Annotated in this window: 15 protein-coding genes and 1 pseudogene; 13 read left to right on the top strand and 3 right to left on the bottom strand. The window is 71.8% G+C overall.

Annotation, left to right across the window (positions count from 1 at the left end):
• The first annotated feature begins 127 nt into the window (after positions 1–127).
• The 6 genes from OOK41_RS29825 to OOK41_RS29800 all read left to right on the top strand — a co-directional run bounded on the left by OOK41_RS29825 (position 128) and on the right by OOK41_RS29800 (position 4699).
• A complete protein-coding gene (locus OOK41_RS29825) occupies positions 128–1147 on the top strand; it encodes a hemolysin family protein (protein WP_266267487.1) in 1020 nt (339 codons plus the stop codon).
• Positions 1148–1180: 33 nt separating this feature from the next.
• Entirely contained in the window at positions 1181–2206 is a 1026-nt protein-coding gene (trpS, locus tag OOK41_RS29820; RefSeq protein WP_266267486.1) for a tryptophan--tRNA ligase, read from the top strand.
• Between the two features lie 20 nt (positions 2207–2226).
• The gene (locus OOK41_RS29815; protein WP_117671007.1) at positions 2227–2808 is read left to right on the top strand and encodes a 2'-5' RNA ligase family protein; all 582 of its coding nucleotides are present in this window, start codon (positions 2227–2229) and stop codon (positions 2806–2808) included.
• 48 nt (positions 2809–2856) lie between these two features.
• The gene (locus OOK41_RS29810; RefSeq protein ID WP_117671009.1) at positions 2857–3780 is read left to right on the top strand and encodes a YihY/virulence factor BrkB family protein; all 924 of its coding nucleotides are present in this window, start codon (positions 2857–2859) and stop codon (positions 3778–3780) included.
• A 1-nt stretch (position 3781) separates the two neighbouring features.
• Complete coding sequence (locus tag OOK41_RS29805) at positions 3782–4153, top strand: GntR family transcriptional regulator (RefSeq protein ID WP_117671011.1); 372 nt, start codon at positions 3782–3784, stop codon at positions 4151–4153.
• Positions 4154–4255: 102 nt separating this feature from the next.
• Positions 4256–4699: a hypothetical protein gene (locus OOK41_RS29800; RefSeq protein WP_117671013.1), complete on the top strand. Its 444-nt coding sequence runs from the start codon at positions 4256–4258 to the stop codon at positions 4697–4699.
• Positions 4700–4896: 197 nt separating this feature from the next.
• Here the strand turns inward: OOK41_RS29800 and OOK41_RS29795 are convergent, their stop codons facing one another.
• Together OOK41_RS29795 and OOK41_RS29790 are read right to left on the bottom strand one after the other, a co-directional pair.
• Positions 4897–6543, bottom strand: coding sequence for a glycoside hydrolase family 13 protein (locus OOK41_RS29795; protein WP_266267485.1), 1647 nt, complete (start codon positions 6541–6543; stop codon positions 4897–4899).
• 275 nt (positions 6544–6818) lie between these two features.
• On the bottom strand, positions 6819–7892 hold the full coding sequence (locus OOK41_RS29790) for a LacI family DNA-binding transcriptional regulator (protein ID WP_117671017.1): 1074 nt from the start codon (positions 7890–7892) through the stop codon (positions 6819–6821).
• Between the two features lie 199 nt (positions 7893–8091).
• Here OOK41_RS29790 and OOK41_RS29785 point away from each other — a divergent pair, with 199 nt between their 5' ends.
• The 4 genes from OOK41_RS29785 (at position 8092) to OOK41_RS29770 (ending at position 13985) form a co-directional block, all read left to right on the top strand.
• Positions 8092–9348, top strand: coding sequence for a maltose ABC transporter substrate-binding protein (locus tag OOK41_RS29785; RefSeq protein WP_266267484.1), 1257 nt, complete (start codon positions 8092–8094; stop codon positions 9346–9348).
• Positions 9348–10988: an ABC transporter permease subunit gene (locus OOK41_RS29780; RefSeq protein WP_266267483.1), complete on the top strand. Its 1641-nt coding sequence runs from the start codon at positions 9348–9350 to the stop codon at positions 10986–10988. The genes OOK41_RS29785 and OOK41_RS29780 overlap by 1 nt, the downstream gene beginning before the upstream one ends.
• 32 nt (positions 10989–11020) lie before the next feature.
• Complete coding sequence (locus OOK41_RS29775) at positions 11021–11920, top strand: sugar ABC transporter permease (protein WP_117671047.1); 900 nt, start codon at positions 11021–11023, stop codon at positions 11918–11920.
• A 202-nt stretch (positions 11921–12122) separates the two neighbouring features.
• Complete coding sequence (locus OOK41_RS29770) at positions 12123–13985, top strand: glycoside hydrolase family 13 protein (protein ID WP_266268040.1); 1863 nt, start codon at positions 12123–12125, stop codon at positions 13983–13985.
• A gap of 51 nt (positions 13986–14036) precedes the next feature.
• Here the strand turns inward: OOK41_RS29770 and OOK41_RS29765 are convergent, their stop codons facing one another.
• Positions 14037–14756 (bottom strand): DUF305 domain-containing protein, encoded by a 720-nt coding sequence (locus tag OOK41_RS29765; protein WP_165878213.1) that lies wholly within the window; start codon positions 14754–14756, stop codon positions 14037–14039.
• A gap of 270 nt (positions 14757–15026) precedes the next feature.
• Here OOK41_RS29765 and OOK41_RS29760 point away from each other — a divergent pair.
• From OOK41_RS29760 to OOK41_RS29750, 3 genes and pseudogenes are all read left to right on the top strand, one after another.
• Positions 15027–16517 (top strand): annotated as a pseudogene (locus tag OOK41_RS29760) (LVIVD repeat-containing protein); the annotation flags it as partial.
• Positions 16518–16952: 435 nt separating this feature from the next.
• Positions 16953–17294, top strand: a complete 342-nt coding sequence (locus tag OOK41_RS29755; RefSeq protein ID WP_117671027.1) for a hypothetical protein — start codon at positions 16953–16955, stop codon at positions 17292–17294.
• 274 nt (positions 17295–17568) lie between these two features.
• On the top strand, positions 17569–18639 hold the full coding sequence (locus tag OOK41_RS29750) for a BMP family protein (protein ID WP_117671029.1): 1071 nt from the start codon (positions 17569–17571) through the stop codon (positions 18637–18639).
• Positions 18640–18673 lie beyond the last annotated feature (34 nt).

Here is an 18673-nt window from a genome sequence, read left to right as displayed (position 1 = left end):
GCAACAACGAACAGTTCCGAACACACTGGCTCCGCCACCTCGACGGGTCGATCCGGGCGGCACCGCCGGCTCTGCCCTTCGCGCTACCGCCCATGCCGGGCCCTTCGGGGCCTTACCATCTACAGGCATGCGGGAAGCGGGCGGTCCCGGGCCCCGACGACGATCGTCGGGGCGGGCCCGACGCGAGCCGGGGCCGCTGGCCCGGGCGGTCGCCCGGCTGGTGGTCCGGGCCGCCGACGGCGCCACCCGGCTGGTCACCGACCTGCTCGGGGCCAGCCCCGCGGCCGGCCGGGAACGGATCAGCGAGGCGGAGCTGCGCGACCTGGTCGCCGCCAACACCGTCCTCGACCCGGACGAGCGGCGGATCATCGACGAGGTGCTGGTGGCCGGCGCGAGCCTGGTCCGTGAGGTGATGATGCCCCGCACCGAGGTGGTCTTCCTCTCCGTCGGGCTGAGCCTGGCCGAGGCGGAGCGGCTGGTCCGGGCCGAGACGCACACCCGGTACCCGGTGGTCGACGGCACCCACGACGACGTGGTCGGCTTCGTCCACCTGCGCGACGTGCTGCTGCGTCCCGACCTCGACCCGGACACCGCCGTCGGCGAGCTGGCCCGGGAGGTCAAGCGGCTGCCCGGTAGCAAGCGGGTGTTGGCCGCGCTGACCGAGATGCGCCGCGAGGGCCACCACCTGGCGGTGGTGGTCGACGAGTACGGCGGCACCGCCGGCATCGTCACGTGCGAGGACCTGATCGAGGAACTGGTCGGGGAGATCCACGACGAGCACGATGGCGCCGCCGAGCCGGCGCTGGCCGGGCTGCCCGCCGTGGTGGACGGCCGGCTCAACCTCGCCGACTTCGCCGAGCGCACCGGGGTACGGCTGCCCGCCGGCCCGTACGAGACGGTCGGCGGGTACGTGATGGCCGCGCTCGGCCGGCTGCCGATCGACGGCGACGAGGTGCTGGTGCCCCTGGCCCCCACCGACGGCCGCCCCCCGGACGTCCCGCCCGGGGGGTGGCTGCTGCGGGTGCTCGCGCTGGAAGGGCGCCGGGTGGCCCGGCTCGCGGTCTCCGCGGTGCGCCTGCCCGAGCCGCGGCGCGAGGTCGCCGCCCCGGTGCCGGCGGCCGAGAGCCGACCCGCCGGGCCGTCATGACGTACGGCGGGAGGTGCTGACAGAATTGCCGGCATGTCCGACGTACCCGCCCGCCCACGCGTCTTCTCCGGCATCCAGCCGACGGCCGACTCGTTCCACCTCGGAAACTACCTCGGCGCGGTGCGGCACTGGGTGGCGTTGCAGGACACCCATGACGGGTTCTACTGCGTGGTCGACCTGCACGCCATCACCGCGGGGCACGACCCGGCGGTGCTGCGCCAGCGGTCCCGGGTGGCCGCCGCGCAGCTTCTGGCGGTCGGCCTGGACCCGGAGCGCAGCACCCTGTTCGTCCAGTCGCAGGTGCCCGAGCACCCGCAACTGGCCTGGGTGCTCGGCTGCATCACCGGCTTCGGCGAGGCCAGCCGGATGACCCAGTTCAAGGACAAGTCGCAGAAGCAGGGCGGCGACCGGTCCAGCGTCGGCCTGTTCACGTACCCGATCCTCCAGGCGGCCGACATCCTGCTCTACCAGGCCGACGCCGTCCCGGTCGGCGAGGACCAGCGCCAGCACCTGGAGCTCTCCCGCGACCTGGCCCAGCGATTCAACTCGCAGTTCGGCCGGACGTTCACCGTCCCCGCGCCGCACATCGTGAAGGACACCGCGAAGATCACCGACCTCCAGGACCCGACCGCGAAGATGTCGAAGTCGTCGTCCTCGCCGACCGGCATCGTGGACCTGCTGGAGGACCCGGCCCGCTCGGCCAAGAAGATCCGTTCGGCGGTCACCGACACCGGCCGGGAGATCGTCTTCGACACCGAGACCAAGCCGGGCGTCTCCAACCTGCTCACCATCTACTCGGCGCTGGGCGGGCGGGGCATCGACGACATGGTCGCCGCGTACGCCGGCAGGGGCTACGGCGACCTGAAGAAGGACCTGGCCGAGGTGGTCCGGGAGTTCGTCACGCCGATCCAGGAGCGCACCCGGGCGTACCTCGACGACCCGGCCCAGCTCGACAAGCTGCTCGCGGCCGGCGCTGGGAAGGCCCGCGCGGTGGCCTCGGCGACGCTGCGCGACGCGTACGAGCGGGTCGGTTTCCTCCCGCCGGTGCGCGTCGAGTAGCCGGCCCGCGGGAGGTACGGGTGGACGGGTCGGTGGCCGGAGGGGTGGCGCGGAGCGTGGATCGCAGGGACGGGGCACCGGTGGCCGGTGACACCATCCAGATCGGGATCGCGGTGGACATCCCGGAGCCGTGGGGCGGGACACTCACCCGGCGGCGGGTCGAGGCCGGCGACCCCCAGGTGGTCCCGGCGCACGTGACGCTGCTCGGGCCCACCGAGATCCCGCTGGCGGCGCTGCCGGCGGTCGAGCGGCACCTCGCCGCGGTGGCCGCCGCCCACCTGCCGTTCACCCTGCACCTGCGCGGCACCGGCACGTTCCGCCCGGTCACCCAGGTGGTCTTCGTGGCGGTGGCCGCCGGGATCAGCGAGTGCGAGTTGCTGGCCGCCGCGATCAGGGCCGCGCCCGAGCTGCACCGGGAGGCCCGCTTCCCGTACCACCCGCACGTCACGGTGGCGCAGGACGTCGCCCCGGAGGCGCTGGACAAGGCGTACGAGGACCTGGCCGACTTCTCGGCGATGTTCGAGGTGGACGCGTTCACCCTCTTCTCGCACAGCGGGCAGACCCGGTGGCAGCCGCGCCGGGACTTTCTCCTCGGCACCTGAACCGGCGGGCCGTCGACGTACCGGCGGTCGATCGGCGAGGATGACGGCGTGAACGTGATCGGGCGGATCGGGGCCGGCGTCGACCGGCGGGTCACCGCCGCGCGCCGCCGGTCACGGACGTTCGACCACCTGTGGCGGGCCGGGATGCTGTACGGCGAGGTGCTCGCCGGGCGGCTGGCGGCGGCCATCGCGTACTACGGCTTCTTCGCGGTCTTCGCGCTCGCCCTGGTCGCGTACTCGGTCTTCGGGGCGATCCTGGAGGACAACGACGAGGTCAGCGCCGCCGCCGCCGGGTTCCTCCGGGAGAACCTGCCCTTCCTGGACCCGGAGCAGATCGCCCAGAGCAGCAACACCGTCGGCGTGGTCGGCCTGGTCATCCTGGCCTTCACCGGGATCGGCTGGGTGGAGGCGATCCGCTCGTCGCAGCGGCTGATGTACGGGCTCAACCAGCAGCCCGGCAACCTGGTGGTGCGCCGGCTGGTCGACCTTGGCGTGCTGCTGCTGGTGTTCGTGATGCTCGGCGTCTCGGTGGCCGCCGTGGACGCGCTGGAGTCGCTGCTGCGGTTCCTGCTGAGCAGCACCGGCTCGGTGGGGCTGACGGTGGTGAGCGCGGCGCTCAGCGTGCTGGTCAACGCGGTGCTGGCGACCGCGCTGCTGGTGGCGGTGCCCCGGCTGCGGATGAGCCGGCGCCGGCTGCGCCCGGTGGTGTTCGCGGTCGCGGTCGGCATCACGCTGCTGAACACGGTCGGGCGGTACTACGTGGTGCGCACCGAGCGGAACCCGGCGTACACGGTGGTGGCCGGTGCGGTCGGCGTACTGCTCTACCTCTACCTGCTCAACCAGCTCGTCCTGTTCGGCGCGGCGCTCGCCGCGACCAGCCCGTACGGCCGGGTGGTGGACCTGGCCGAGGGGCCGGCACCGGCCGACATCGACGTCGACACCGATCCGGGCGCGCCCGGGGGAGCGGGCTGACATGCGGATCACCGTGGACCCGGCGTCGCCGGTGCCGCCGTACGAGCAGGTGCGCGGCCGGCTCGCCGAGCAGATCGGCGACGGGCGGCTGCCGGTCGGCACCCGGCTGCCGACGGTCCGCCGGCTCGCCGAGGAACTGGGGCTGGCGGTGAACACGGTGGCCCGGGCGTACCGCGAACTGGAGGCCGCCGGGCTGCTGGAGACGCGGGGGCGGCACGGCACCTTCGTGGCGCCGGGCCGGGACGACGCGGTGGACCGGTTGCAGCGGGTGGCGGCCGGGTACGCGGCCGAGGCCGCCCGGCTCGGGGTCGCGCCGGACGCCGCGCTGGCCCTGGTCCGGGCCGCCCTCGACGCGGCCCGGCGGGCTGAGTGAGCCTCGGTCGGGCGGTGGACAAGCGCCGGACCGGCAGCCGAACAGCCGGCAATCCGGGCAAAAGCTGCCCACTCGAACGTGAAGACCCCCCATGATGAGCGCGTGGGCGCTCTCGTGACGTTGGACCTGCCGGCGGACTCGCCGATGCTCGGCCTGCCGTGGATCATCACCTTCGGGCCGCTCGGCGACGCCGACGAGTGGGAGCCGGTGGTCTGCGGCCCGTACGAGCGACCGCACGCGCTGGCCCTCGCCGAGTCGGTGGTGGCCGAGGAGCAGTTCATGGCGGTGGTCGAGCCCCTGCTGCCGGCGCTGTCGCCGGACGAGATCCGCAGCGAGATCGCCGCCGCCCAGCTCGCCGCGCGGGACGAGGCGAACCGGATCGAGGCGGCCGACCTCTACGGCGACTTCGAGGACGTCGTCGACGACGAGCTGGAGGCGGCAGCCGAGGCGGACGACCGGACCGGGCCGCAGCCGGCGCCGGACGAGGCCGAGCTGCGGGCCGGCTTCGCCCGGATCGCCAAGCTGCTCACCGAGAAGGGCGGCTGACCGGTTCCCCGTACCGTCTGCCGGGAGGTGCCCGGCGGAGCGGTGCGCGTCGATCCCGTGGCCCAGATGGCCGCCGGCGCCCCGCGGAGCGGACTCCACGAGGCGCCGGCGGCACCTCACCCCCCACCACAAGGGGTCGACGACTCAGCCGCCCGTCGGCGCGGGGCACGACGGACGACCAGGGGCTCAACAGCGGGTTACCCCGCTCGGCGCCGGTCGAACCACGCGGCGGCGTCCACCGGCAGGACGTGCCCGGCGCCCTGCTCGGTGAGTTCCGCGCTGGCGGCGACCGGCCGGCCGTACCCGTCGATCAGGATCTCGGCGTCGCTGAGGTTGACCACGCAGGTCAGCTCGGCGTCGCCGGCGGTCCGGCGGAAGGCCAGCACCCCCGGGCCGGTGGTCTCCAGCCAGACCACCCCGCCGGCGTCCCGGCCGAGCGCGGGGTGGGAGTGCCGGATCCGCAGCGCGGCGCGGTAGAGCTCCAGCGTCGAGCCGGGCACCCCGGCCTGGGCGGCGACGGAGAGGGCGGCCCAGGTGGCCGGGGCCGGTAGCCAGCTCGGCGTGCCGCCCGCGGGGCCGAAGCCGTACGGGGCCAGCTCACCGCTCCACGGGATCGGCACCCGGCAGCCGTCCCGGCTCTCGCCGGTGCGCAGGAACGACGGGTCCTGGCGCAGCTCGTCCGGCAGGTCGAGCACCTCCGGCAGGCCCAGCTCCTCGCCCTGGTAGAGGTACGCGCAGCCGGGCAGGGCGAGCATCAGCAGGCTGGCCGCCCGGGCCCGGCGCAGCCCGATCTCGCCGTCGCCGTACCGGGTGACGTGCCGCTGCTTGTCGTGGTTGGACAGCACCCAGGTGGTCGGCGCGCCGACGATCTTCGCCTCGGCCAGCGCGGTGTCGATCACCTTGCGGAACGAGTCGGCCGACCAGGTGGCGTCGAGGAAGTCGAAGCTGAACGCCTGGTGCAGCTCGTCCGGGCCGATGTAGCGGGCCAGTCGCTGCGGCGTCTCGGCCCACGCCTCGGCGACCGCCATCCGGCCGCCGGGGTAGCTGTCCAGGATCGGCCGCCAGGACCGGTAGATGTCGTGCACCTCGTCCTGGTCGAAGTAGGGCAGCCGGCCCTTGCCGAGCAGCTCCGACTGACGCCGGCCGGTGGTCATGCTGCTGAAGCCGACGTCCGGCAGCCCCTCGGCCTTGATCATGCCGTGGGCCACGTCGATGCGGAACCCGTCCACGCCCCGGTCGAGCCAGAACCGCAGGACGTCCTCGAACTCGGCGCGGACCTCGGGGTGCCGCCAGTTGAGGTCCGGCTGGGCCGGGTCGAACAGGTGCAGGTACCACTGGCCGTCGGGCACCCGGGTCCAGGCCGGGCCGCCGAAGATGCTCTCCCAGTCGTTCGGCGGCAGCTCGCCGTCGGCGCCCCTGCCCTCGGCGAAGAGGTAGCGGGCCCGCTCGGGGGAGCCGGGGGCGGCGGCCAGCGCGGCGGCGAACCACGGGTGCGCGCTGGAGGTGTGGTTGGGCACCAGGTCGACGATGATCCGCAGGCCCAGGGCGTGCGCGTCGGTGATCATCGCGTCGAAGTCGGTGAGCGTGCCGAACATCGGGTCGACGTCGCGGTAGTCGGCCACGTCGTAGCCGCCGTCGACCATCGGCGAGGTGTAGAAGGGGGTGAGCCAGAGCGCGTCGACCCCGAGGTCACGCAGGTACGGCAGGCGCTCGCGGATGCCCCGCAGGTCGCCGACCCCGTCGCCGTCGGAGTCGGCGAAGCTGCGGACGTAGACCTGGTAGACGGCCGCGGAGCGCCACCAGTCGTCGTCGGAGGTCAGCGGCGTGGGGTTGCTGGCGGTCATCGGTGGCGATCCCCGTTCTGTGGCGCGGACTGCGTGGTGCGGCGTGGCACGGTGGTGTGCCACCCGGGTGTCAGAGCAGAATGCCGCCCGGTTGCTGCAAGAGTCAAGCAGGGTTTGCGCAAGAAATGACGCCGGTGCTGGCGGGGGTGCGGTGCCGACGTCGGCCCGGTGCCGGAATCGCCGGCCCCCGTGGTGGCGCGACGGCGGCCGGCGGGACCCTGGCGGGCGACCGCGGGGGCGGCCGGGGAGCAGGGGCGGGCGTGGGGCGGGCGGGCTCAGGCGGGGACGGCGAGGGCCGGGGGCGCCGGGCGCTGCCGGGTCGCGCCGGCGGCGGCCTGCCGGACGACGGCGGTGGAGCCCCGCACCACCAGCTCGGGCCGGAACAGGTACTCCGAGTGCGGCGCGGCGTGCCCGTTGATCTCGTCGACCAGGGCCCGGACGGCGGCCACCGCCATCGCGGCCACCGGCTGCCGCATCGTGGTCAGCGGCGGGTCGGTGAAGGCCATCAGGGGCGAGTCGTCGTACCCGACCACCGACAGGTCGCCCGGCACGGACAGGCCGCGCTGCCGGGCCGCCCGGACCGCGCCGAGCGCCATCAGGTCGGAGCCGCAGACCACGCCGGTCACCCCGCGCTCCAGCAGCCGCCCGGCCGCCGCCTCGCCGCCCTCCACCCCGAACAGGGTCAGCTCGGCCAGCTCGGCCAGCTCGGTGTCCGGCAGGCCCGCCAGGCGCACCATGGCGGCCCGCCAGCCGGCCACCCGGCGCTGCACCGGGACGAACCGGTCCGGGCCGGTGACCAGGCCGATCCGGCGGTGCCCGAGGGCGACCAGGTGGGCCACGGCCAGCTCGGTGGCCTCCCGGTCGTCGCAGGAGACGAAGGGCGCGGCGACGCCCGGCACGTACCCGTTGATCATGACGACGGGCAGCGGCCGGGCGATCAGCGCCCGGTACCGGTCGTGGTTGGCCGCGGTGTCGGCGTGCAGGCCGGAGACGAACACGATGCCGGAAACCTGGCGGTCGAGCAGCATCTCGACGTACTCGTCCTCGGTGACCCCGCCCGGGGTCTGGGTGCACAGCACCGGGGTGAACCCGCTCTGCGCCAGGGTCGACTCGATCACCTGGGCGAAGGCGGGGAAGATCGGGTTGTCCAGCTCCGGCACGACCAGGCCGACGAGACCGGCGCTGCGCTTGCGCAGCCGCGCCGGACGTTCGTAGCCGAGGACGTCGAGTGCGGTCAGGACGGCCTGCCGGGTCTCGGGGGCCACGCCAGGGCGGTCGTTGAGCACCCGCGACACCGTGGCCTCGCTGACTTCGGCCTGTTGGGCGATGTCGGACAGTCGAGCGCGCATGGCCGCACTTTAGCTCACGGGCAAGTTCTTGCGTACATGCCTGCAAGCCCTTCCATTATCTGCAACCCCTTGCTAACGTCCCCGAAACATGCGAGAGCAGCGGCGCAGCAACCGGGCGTCGGGCAGCAAGAACTTACGAAGGTTCCCACTGGCGGGCCGCCCTTCCCCCGGCGCACCCGCCATGACGACAGGAGTACCGATGCGCATCCGTACCGCGGGTGTGGTCGCCGTTCTCGGCCTGGCGCTGGCCGCCTCCGGCTGCGGCGGTGGCGACGACGACAGCAGCGCGCCGGCCGCGAAGGAGTCCGCCAACGCCGCCGGCGGCAAGCTGGTGATCTGGGCCGACGACAAGCGGACGGCCGCCCTGAAGCCCTTCGCCGAGAAGTTCGGCCAGGAGAACGGCGTGACCGTCGAGGTGCAGGCCGTCTCCAAGGACCTGCAGACCAACTTCGTCACCGCCTCGCAGCAGGGCAGCGGCCCGGACGTGGTGGTCGGCGCGCACGACTGGATCGGCAACATGGTCCAGAACGGCGCCATCGACCCGGTGCAGCTCGCCGCCGACCAGAAGAGCGCGTTCAACGAGACCGCGATCAAGGCCGTCACCTTCAACGGCCAGCTCTACGGCGTGCCGTACGCGCAGGAGAACCTGGCGTTGATCCGCAACACCGACCTGGCCCCCGAGGCGCCGAAGACGATCGAGGACCTGGTCGCCACCGGCAAGAAGCTCAAGGCCGAGAAGAAGGTCAGCGAGATCCTCTGCCTCCAGGTCGGCCAGAACGGCGACGCCTACCACATCTACCCGCTGTACACCTCGGCCGGCGGCTACCTGTTCGGCACCGCCGCCAACGGCGACTACGACCCGAAGGACCTGGGCGTGGGCAAGCCGGAGTCGATCGAGGCGTTCAAGAAGATCGGCGCGCTCGGTGAGAAGGGCGCGGGCGTGCTGAAGCGCTCCATCGCCGACACCAACTCGATCGCCACCTTCACCGGCAAGAAGTGCGCCTACCTGGCCTCCGGCCCGTGGGCCACGGTCGACGTGAAGAAGGCCGGCATCTCCTACGACATCTCCGCCTTCCCCGGCTTCGCCGGTGGCAAGGAGGCCCAGCCGTTCGTGGGCGTGCAGGCCTTCTACGTGGCGGCCAAGGGCAAGAACAAGGCCCTCGCCCAGGAGTTCGTGGCCAACTACACGACCAAGCCGGATCTGGCCGTGGCGCTGTACAACGCCGAGCCGCGCCCGCCGGCGCTGACCGCCGCCCTCGACCAGGTCAAGGGCAGCGACCCGGACCTGGCCAAGTTCACCGAGGCCGGCAAGAACGGCCAGGTGCTCCCGGCGATCCCGGCGATGGCCGCGATCTGGGACCCGTTCGGCAAGGCCGAGGCCGCCGTCATCGGCGGCGCCGACCCGGCCAAGACGATCACCGCGGCCGGCAAGACGATCTCCGGCTCGATCAAGTAATGAGCACGAAGCTGTCCGGCCCGGGTTCCGTCAGGCGGAACCCGGGCCGGGGGCCCGCCGGCTCCGGGCTCCCGCGCACCGCACGCAACGCGCGGCACCACGCGCCGGTCACCGCGACCGGCCTCGCCGTCAAGGTGGTCCTGCTCGGCCTGGTGGCCGGGATCGCGATCTGGGCGGCCTTCCCGCTCGTCGAGGCCGAGAAGTGGGCCGGGCTGGCCCTGCTGGCCGTCACCACCGCCGGGCTGTGCTACCTCTACCTCACCCGCCGGCACATCCCGGCCAAGTACCTGGTCCCCGGCACGCTGTTCCTGATCGCGTTCCAGATCGTCCCGGTGCTGTACACCGCGAGCACCGCGTTCACGAACTTCGGCGACGGCCACCGCGGCAGCAAGGACGACGCGATCGTCGCCATCCAGACCGCCTCGGTCAAGCAGGTGCCCGGCTCGGCGGAGTACGCCCTCTCCGTCGCCACCGCGGGCGACCCGGCCACCGGGCCGCTGATCTTCCTGGTCACCGACCCGAGGACCGGTGCGGTCTCCGCCGGCGACGGCGAGGGGCTGCGGCAGCTCGACGCCGCCGACGTGACCGTCGCCCCGGGCGGCAAGGTCACCGCCGCCGACGGCTACACCGTGCTGAACTTCGGTCAGGCCAGCGCCCGCAGCCAGGAGATCACCGACCTGGTGGTGCCGACCGCCGGGGGCGCGCTGCGCTCGTCCGGCCTGTCCCGCGCCTACGAGGGCAAGGCCATCCGGGCGTACGACGCCGGCTGCGACTGCGTCAAGGACAACGAGACCGGCAAGACCTGGTCGGCCGACGAGGCGACCGGCTCCTTCGTCGCCGCCGACGGCGAGCGCCTCGCCCAGGGCTGGAAGGTCAACGTCGGCCTGTCGAACTTCACCCGGGTGCTCACCGACGAGAACATCTCCGGGCCGTTCCTCGGCACGCTGCTCTGGAACTTCGCCTTCGCGCTCGGCTCCACCGGCGGCACGTTCATCCTCGGCATGTTCATCGCGCTGGCGCTGCACTCGCCCCGGATGCGCGGCACCAACCTCTACCGGGTGCTGCTGATCCTGCCGTACGCCATGCCGTCGTTCGCGATGCTGCTGGTCTGGCGGGACATGTTCAACACCGACTTCGGCCTGATCAACAACCTGTTCGGGCTGAGCATCGACTGGTTCGGCCACGACTGGAGCGCCCGCTTCGCGGTGATCCTGGTGCAGCTCTGGCTCGGCTACCCGTACATGTTCCTGGTGGCCACGGGCGCGTTGCAGGCGATCCCACGCGAGCTGACCGAGGCCACCTCCGTCGACGGCGCGTCGCCCTGGCAGTCGTTCCGGGCGGTCACCCTGCCGCTGTTGCTGGTCGCGCTCTCGCCGCTGCTGATCTCGTCGTTCGCGTACAACTTCAACAACTTCAACGCGATCTACCTGACCACCGAGGGCGCGCCGTTCCCGGCGGACAACCCGACCAACGGCGCGACCGACCTGCTGATCACGTACACCTACCGGCTGGCGTTCGGCGCGCAGGGCGCGGAGTTCGGGTTCGCGGCGGCGATCTCGCTGTTCATCTTCACCATCGTCGCGGTGGTGTCGGCGGTGAGCTTCCGGAGCACCCGCAAGCAGGAGGAGGTGTACTCGTGACCACCCTCACCGGGGTCCCGGCCACGGGCGGCGTGGCCGGCGGACCCCCGCCGGCCAACCGCGACGCGGGCGGCCGGCGGCGCAACCGCTGGTTCGCCCAGGTCGGCTGGCGGCACGTCGTCGGCGTGCTCGGGGTGCTGTTCAGCCTCTTCCCGATCGTGTTCGTGCTCTCCGCGGCGCTCAACCCGCTGGGCACCCTCTCCTCGACGGAACTGGTGCCCACCGACGGGGTGTCGTTCGGCAACTTCGGCGAGCTGTTCGGGCGCACCGCGTTCGGGCGGTGGTTCCTCAACTCGCTGCTGATCGCCGGGGTCGCCTCGTTCACGTCGGTCTTCCTGTCGTCGCTGGCGGCGTACGCCTTCTCCCGGATGCGCTTCCGGGGCCGGCGGGTCGGGCTGCTCTCGCTGCTGCTGATCCAGATGTTCCCGCAGTTCCTGGCGATCGTGGCGATCTTCCTGATCTTCGGCACGATCACCGACCTGTGGCCGTCGATCGGCTTCAACACTCCGTGGGGCCTGCTGCTGCTCTACCTGGGCGGCGCGCTCGGGGTGAACACCTGGCTGATGAAGGGCTTCTTCGACACCCTGCCCCGCGAGCTGGACGAGTCCGCCACCATGGACGGGGCCACCCACGCCCAGGTCTTCTTCCGGATCATGCTGCCGCTGGTGGCGCCGATCCTGGCGGTGACCGGCCTGCTCGCCTTCATCGGCACCATCAACGAGTTCCTGATGGCGAACGTCTTCCTGACCGGCACAGACTCGAAGACCCTGGCGGTCGGCATGTACGGCATGCTCCAGGGCAACGAGCGGAACAACAACTTCGGCATCTTCGCGGTGGCGACCCTGCTCACCGCGATCCCGACGGTGCTGGTCTTCCAGTTCCTCCAGCGCTACATCGTCTCCGGCCTCACCGCCGGGGCGGTGAAGGGCTGAGCCTCCCCTCGGCTCGCACCGGCTGAGCCTCCTCGGCTCGGGCGTCGCGGCCGGTCACCCCGACCGGCCGCGGCGGCCACGCTGCGGCAAGGGCGTCGGCGTTCGACGACGTACACCGGAGCACGCAACCGGCCACCGTCCATCGTGGACGGGGGCCGACCTCTCCCCGTACCGGATCGGACCCGGAAGGACCCCGCCCATGATCCCGCTGCACCCGCACCACGACGGCTCCGCCACCTACGTTCCCGAGCAGGAGCCCGCCCTCGGGCAGCGCGTCCCGGTCTTCGTCCGGGTCCCCGCCGGGGCGGACGTGCGGACCGTGCACGTGCGCACCACCGCAGACGGCGAGCCGCGCTTCGTCGAGGCCGTCGTCGACCGCCGTGCCGGCGGGGACGTCTGGTGGCGCGCCGACGTCGAGGTGCGCAACCCGGTCAGCAACTACCGGTTCATGCTCACCGGCGCCGGCGGCAGCCGCTGGCTCAACGCCGCCGGCCAGTTCGACCACGACGTGCCGGACAACGGTGACTTCAAGCTGGTCAGCCATGCCCCGCCGCCGGCCTGGACCCGGGACGCGGTGATCTATCAGATCTTCCCCGACCGGTTCGCCCGCTCGGCCGCCGCCGCCGCTCGGCCGGCCCCGGACTGGGCGATCCCCTGCGACTGGGACACCCCGGTGATCGGGCGCGGCCCGGAGACGCCGCGCCAGTTCTACGGCGGCGACCTGGACGGCATCGCCGAGCGGCTGGACCACCTGGACCGGCTCGGGGTCAACACCGTCTACCTGACGCCGATCTTCCCGGCCCGGTCCAACCACCGGTACGACGCGGCCAGCTTCGACACCGTCGACCCGCTGCTCGGCGGGGACGCCGCGCTGGCCCGGCTCGCTGACGCCGTCCGGGCCCGGGGCTGGCGGCTGCTCGGCGACATCACCAGCAACCACACCGGCGACGCGCACGAGTGGTTCACCGCCGCCCGCGCCGACCCGCACGCCCCCGAGCGAGGGCTGTACTACTTCGACGAGGCGACCGGCTGCGACAACTCCAGCTCGGCGAGTCTGACGCCGCACTGCGACCTGGAGCCGTCGTACGAGTCATGGAACGGGGTGCGGTCGTTGCCGAAGCTGAACTGGGGCAGTGCCGAGCTGCGCCGCCGCTTCGCCACCGCACCGGACTCCCTGCTGCGCCGCTGGCTGCGGCCCCCGTACGCGCTCGACGGCTGGCGGGTGGACGTGGCGAACATGACCGGCCGGCGGGGCGCGGACGCGTACACCCACGAGGTGGCCCGGCTGCTGCGCGAGGTGGTGGCCGACACCAGGGCCGACGGGCTGGTGCTCGCCGAGCACGGCCACGACCACACCGGCGACCTCGACCGCGACGGCTGGCACGGCACGATGAACTATGTGGGCTTCACCGACCCGGTCTGGTCCTGGCTGCGGCACGGCGACGACCCGGTGCCGAACTTCCTCGGCACCCCGGGCGGGGTCCGGCGGCGGGACGCCGGCGCGGTGCTGGCCACCATGGACAGTTACCGGTCGCTGATCTCCTGGCGGTCGTACGTGCACTCGTGGCAGCTCCTCGGCTCGCACGACTCGGCCCGGATCCGCACCGTGGTCGGCGACGCGGCCCGGCAGGAGGTGGCCGCCGGCCTGCTCGCCACCATGCCGGGCACCCCGGTGATCTTCGCCGGGGACGAACTGGGGCTGACCGGCACGAACGGGGAGGGGTCGCGCACCCCGATGCCGTGGCACCGGCCGCAGAGCTGGGACGCCGGCACGTTCGCGGCGTACCGGGCGCTGATCGCGCTGCGCCGCACCGAGCCGGCGCTGCGCCACGGCGGCCTGCGCCGGGTGTACGCCGACGCGGACACCCTGGTCTTCCTCCGCGAGGCGCCGACCGGCGCGGTTCTCGTGCTGGCCCGGCGGTCCGCCGGCACCCCGGTCCGGATCACCGGCCTGCCCGCGGGGGAGAACGCCTACGGCGGCGCTCCCGCGCTGCGCCCGGACGCCGACGGCGCGGTCGTCCTCCCCGCCGACGGCCCGACCTTCCAGGTCTGGCGACTCGGCTGACCGGCCCGGCGGCGGCCCGGCTTCCGTCGGGCCGCCGCGGCTTCGGTCGGGTCAACCGGCCAGCGCCTCGCGCATCCGTTCGATCTCCACCGACTGTTCGAAGCTGACGCTGGTCGCCGTCTCGTTGACGATGCTGTCGACGCCGAGGGCCAGCGCCTCCCGGGCCATGGCGATGGCGCCCTGGTGGTGCTCGCTCATCATGGCCACGAACATCCGGTCGAAGGCGGGGCCGCGGGCGGTCTCCAGCGCCCGCAGGGCCTCGGCCGACTGCATGCCCGCCATGCCGTGCCGGTGCGCGTCGTCGCTGCCCGACTTCCGGTCCAGGCCCCGGGCCGCCAGCCAGCTCTCCAGCGCGCCGATCTCCGGCGCCTGCGCCGCCAGGATCCGGTCGGCGATGGCGATGATCTTCGGGTTCCCGGCCCGGCCCGAGGCGAGCCGCGCCATCACGAGCGCCTGCTCGTGGTGCGGGATCATCATCGTGACGAACCGGACGTCCGTCGTGTTGTAGGACGGGCTCGGTCCCGGGGTCACCTCGTTCGCGCGCGCGGTCCGGGCGGTCTCACCGGGCCGCCCGGGCATCAGCACCGGGGCGGTGGAGTCCGGTACGCCGGGCTGGGCGACGGGTGCCGGCGGGGTGGCCCCGGTGGTGGCCCGCGCCGACGGCGTCGGGGCGTCGGCGCGCAGTCCGACGGCCGCCGCCGCGCCGGCAGCCAACACCACAAGGACCGCGAACTCCACCAGGACGATCACCCGAAGCCGGGGAGGGATCATCCGGACCCGCTTACCTAGCACAAGTCGACTCCCGCCGCTGGTCAAGTTGGCGGGGATCGTAGCGCGGCACTGACCTGCGCGGAAGGCCGTGGCAGGGATATGGGCCATAGGCCCCACCTTCGGTTATTGGTGACGCCGCTCCGCGATCCTTGTTATTGAATCGTTATTCTGATTGGTTCCAGACAGTGTCGCAGATCACAATCTCCCCTCCTGGCAGCGGATATGGTCCCGCTACTTCTTGACCGACCCCCTGCAGGAAGGGCGTTGCCAATGTTCAGACAGACCTCACGAGGGGTGCGCAGAATCGGGGCCGTCAGCCTCGCCGCCGCCACCGCTCTCCTGGTGACGGCGGTGGCGGGGGCTCCGGCCATCGGCGCACCCGACGCCAGCGAGATCGCCGACAACTGTGAGTCGCTGCGGGAAGCCGGGGACAACTTCGCCGAGCTCTGCCTCTCCGCGGCGGAGTCCGACGCCCAGGCCGCGGCCGAGTACACCGCCCCGGGCGTGGACGAGATCGCCAGCAGCCCGAACCTCCAGCAGATCGCGAACCTGCCGAAGTCCGGGGCGTTCGCCCGGGAGGCGTCGTACTCCACCGACATGGCGTTCCAGGGCAACTACGCCTTCGTCGGCAACTACGACGGCTTCACCATCTACGACGTCAGCAAGCCCAGCGCGCCGCAGATCACCAGCCAGGTCGTCTGCCCCGGCTCGCAGAACGACATCTCGGTCTACGGCAACCTGCTGTTCCTCTCGGTCGACTCGTCGCGCAACAACGACTCGTGCAACAGCACCAGCCAGTCCGCGAGCATCAAGAGCTCGTGGGAGGGCATCCGGATCTTCGATGTGACCGACAAGGCCAGCCCGGCCTACGTCAAGGCCATCGAGACCGACTGCGGCTCGCACACCCACACCCTCGTGCCCGGCAAGAACGACGGCAACCTCTACGTCTACGTGCAGTCGTACAGCCCGTCGGCGAGCGCCCCGGACTGCCAGCCGCCGCACGACAAGCTGTCGATCATCAAGGTGCCGCTGGACAACCCGACCGGGGCCGCCGTGGTGGCCACGCCGAACCTGTTCCCCGGCGCCGACGGGGCGAACTCGACCAGCGGCTGCCACGACGTGACCGTCTACCCGGAGCTGGACCTCGCCGCCGGCGCCTGCATGGGTGACGGCATCCTGATGGACATCGCCGACCGGGAGAGCCCGGTGGTGCTCAGCCGGGTGCGGGACACCAACTTCGCGTTCTGGCACTCGGCCACGTTCAACAACGCCGGCACCAAGGTGGTCTTCACCGACGAGCTCGGTGGTGGCAGCAGCGCGACCTGCAACCCGACCATCGGGCCGAAGCGCGGCGCGGACGCGATCTTCGACATCGCGGGGTCCGGAACGAACCGCTCCCTCGTGTTCAAGAGCTACTTCAAGATCCCGCGGCAGAACACCAGCACCGAGAACTGCGTGGCGCACAACGGCTCGCTCATCCCGGCGATGGGCCGCGACATCATGGTCCAGGCCTGGTACCAGGGCGGCATCTCGGTCTGGGACTTCACCGACTCGGCCAACCCCCAGGAGATCGCCTACTGGGAGCGGGGGCCGCTCTCGGCGACCCGCCTGATCCTCGGTGGCTCCTGGTCGACCTACTACCACAACGGATACATCTACTCCAGTGACATCCAGAAGGGCCTGGACGTCCTCAAGCTGACCGACCCGCGTACCGACAACGCCCGCGCGGTCGCCTTCGGTGAGCTGAACGTGCAGAGCCAGCCCAGCTACCCGGCGTGCACCGAGGTGATCACCGATCGGCGCAACGGCGGACTCACCGTCACGTCCGGAGTCGCCTGCCTGGACGGGGCGACGGTCAACGGCGGCGTGAAGGTCGCGCCGGGGGCCGGCCTGATCGCGTTCAACGCGAGCATCAACGGCGGCGTCAAGGCGGACGGCGCCTCGCTGGTGTCCATCGTGGAGAGCCGGGTCAACGGTTCGGTGACCGCGCTCGGCGCCAAGGCGTCGGTGCGGGACAGCAAGATCAATGGCTCGGTGCAGATCGACGGCTGACGGACGGTACCGCCGCCCACGGTGGCGGACAGCTCGTCGAGGCGCCCGGCCGGGACAATCCGGCCGGGCGCTCCGTCTACTCGCCCCCTATCGTCCCGGTGGGCCCCTACTACGAAGCGTCGTTGGTGGGGGAGGATGGTCCGCGTGGAAGCTCTGAGACTGATACTGCGCTACGTCCATCTGATCGGTTTCGCCCTGCTGCTCGGCGGCGCGATCGTCCAGTACATCAGCGGGAAGCTGCGGATCAACCCGGCCATGCTCTGGGGAGCCGTGATCATGCTGCTGACCGGGATCGGCCTCTCCGCGCCCCTGCGCGACGGCAACGAACCGGACCCCGCGAAACTTGTTACCAAGTTGGTGCTCGCGCTGCTGATCTTCGTCATGGTCTTCTTCTCCCGTAAGCGGGAGTCGGTCAACCGTGGCCACTTCCTTGCCATCGTCGGTTTGACCCTGGTCAACGCGGCGGTGGCGGTCTTCTGGCGGTAACGCCCTGACCAGGGGATAGGCCGCGGGAACCGGACGTTCGTGACACCCGACCGGCCACTACCAGCACGAGAAGTGATCTGCCCCACCCAAGGGTTACGTAGGGGTAACAAGCACTCAACAGTCGTGCACGATTGTCGGCCGGTGGGTGGGCGCGGGCGTACGCTCCCGTCCGTAACGTGGGACGCCGGCGGCACGAACGCAGGCCGGCTCAAGGGCTGCCACCGCGCACAGCGGTGTGCAATGGGAAGGAGACGTCTTGCGCTCTGTGCGTGGGATGCGGATTGCCTCCGCCTTCGTGGCGGGTGGGCTCGTGCTGGGCGCCGCCGCGTGTGGTGAGGCCCCCGAGGACGACAAGAAGGCTGGTGGCGGCGACGCCAAGAAGTACAGCGCCTGCATGGTGACCGACGTCGGCGGCATCGACGACAAGTCGTTCAACACCTCCGCCTGGAAGGGCCTGCAGGAGGCCAAGAAGGCCAACGACAACATCGACATCAAGTACGTCGCGTCGAAGGCCGAGGCGGACTACGAGGTCAACCTGACCGGGTACGTCAACCAGAAGTGCGACTTCATCCTGGCCGTCGGTGGCCTCATGACCGACGCCACGAAGAAGATCGCCCAGGCGAACCCGAACCAGCAGTTCGGCATCGTCGACTCGAACCCGGGTGTCGGCAACATCTACCCGATGCAGTTCGACACCGCGCAGGCCGCGTTCCAGGCCGGCTACCTGGCCGCCGGGATGAGCAAGACCGGCAAGGTCGGCACCTACGGCGGCCTGCCGATCCCGCCGGTCACCATCTTCATGGACGGCTTCGCCGACGGTGTGGCGTACTACAACAAGGCCAAGAGCAAGAACGTCCAGGTACTGGGCTGGGACAAGGCGACCCAGAAGGGTTCCTTCACCAACGACTTCGGCAAGCAGGACGAGGGCAAGAAGGTCTCCGACACGCTGGTCGCCCAGGGTGCGGACATCATCATGCCGGTCGCCGGCGGCGCGGGCCTCGGCACCACCGCGGCGGCCCAGGCCTCCGGCGGCAAGTACTCGGTCATCTGGGTCGACTCCGACGGCTGTGAGAGCACCCCGAGCTGCTCGGTGCTGCTGACCACCGTGGTCAAGAACATCGCCGACTCCGTCAAGGAGGCCGTGGTCAAGGCCGCCGGTGGCGAGAAGCTCCAGGCCACCCCGGGCTTCGTGGGCAACCTGGCCAACGACGGCGTCTCGCTCGCCCCGTACCACGACTTCGACAGCAAGGTCCCGGCGGACCTCAAGGCCGAGGTCGAGAAGCTCAAGGCGGACATCGCCGCCGGCACCATCACGGTCACCTCGAAGGCCCAGCCGACCAAGTGACCCGCTCCGCCGGCCGTCGCGGTGCGACCATCGA

Source organism: Micromonospora sp. NBC_01655, assembly GCF_026339755.1.
Lineage (GTDB): Bacteria > Actinomycetota > Actinomycetes > Mycobacteriales > Micromonosporaceae > Micromonospora.
This window is presented reverse-complemented; position numbering and strand designations above follow the sequence as displayed.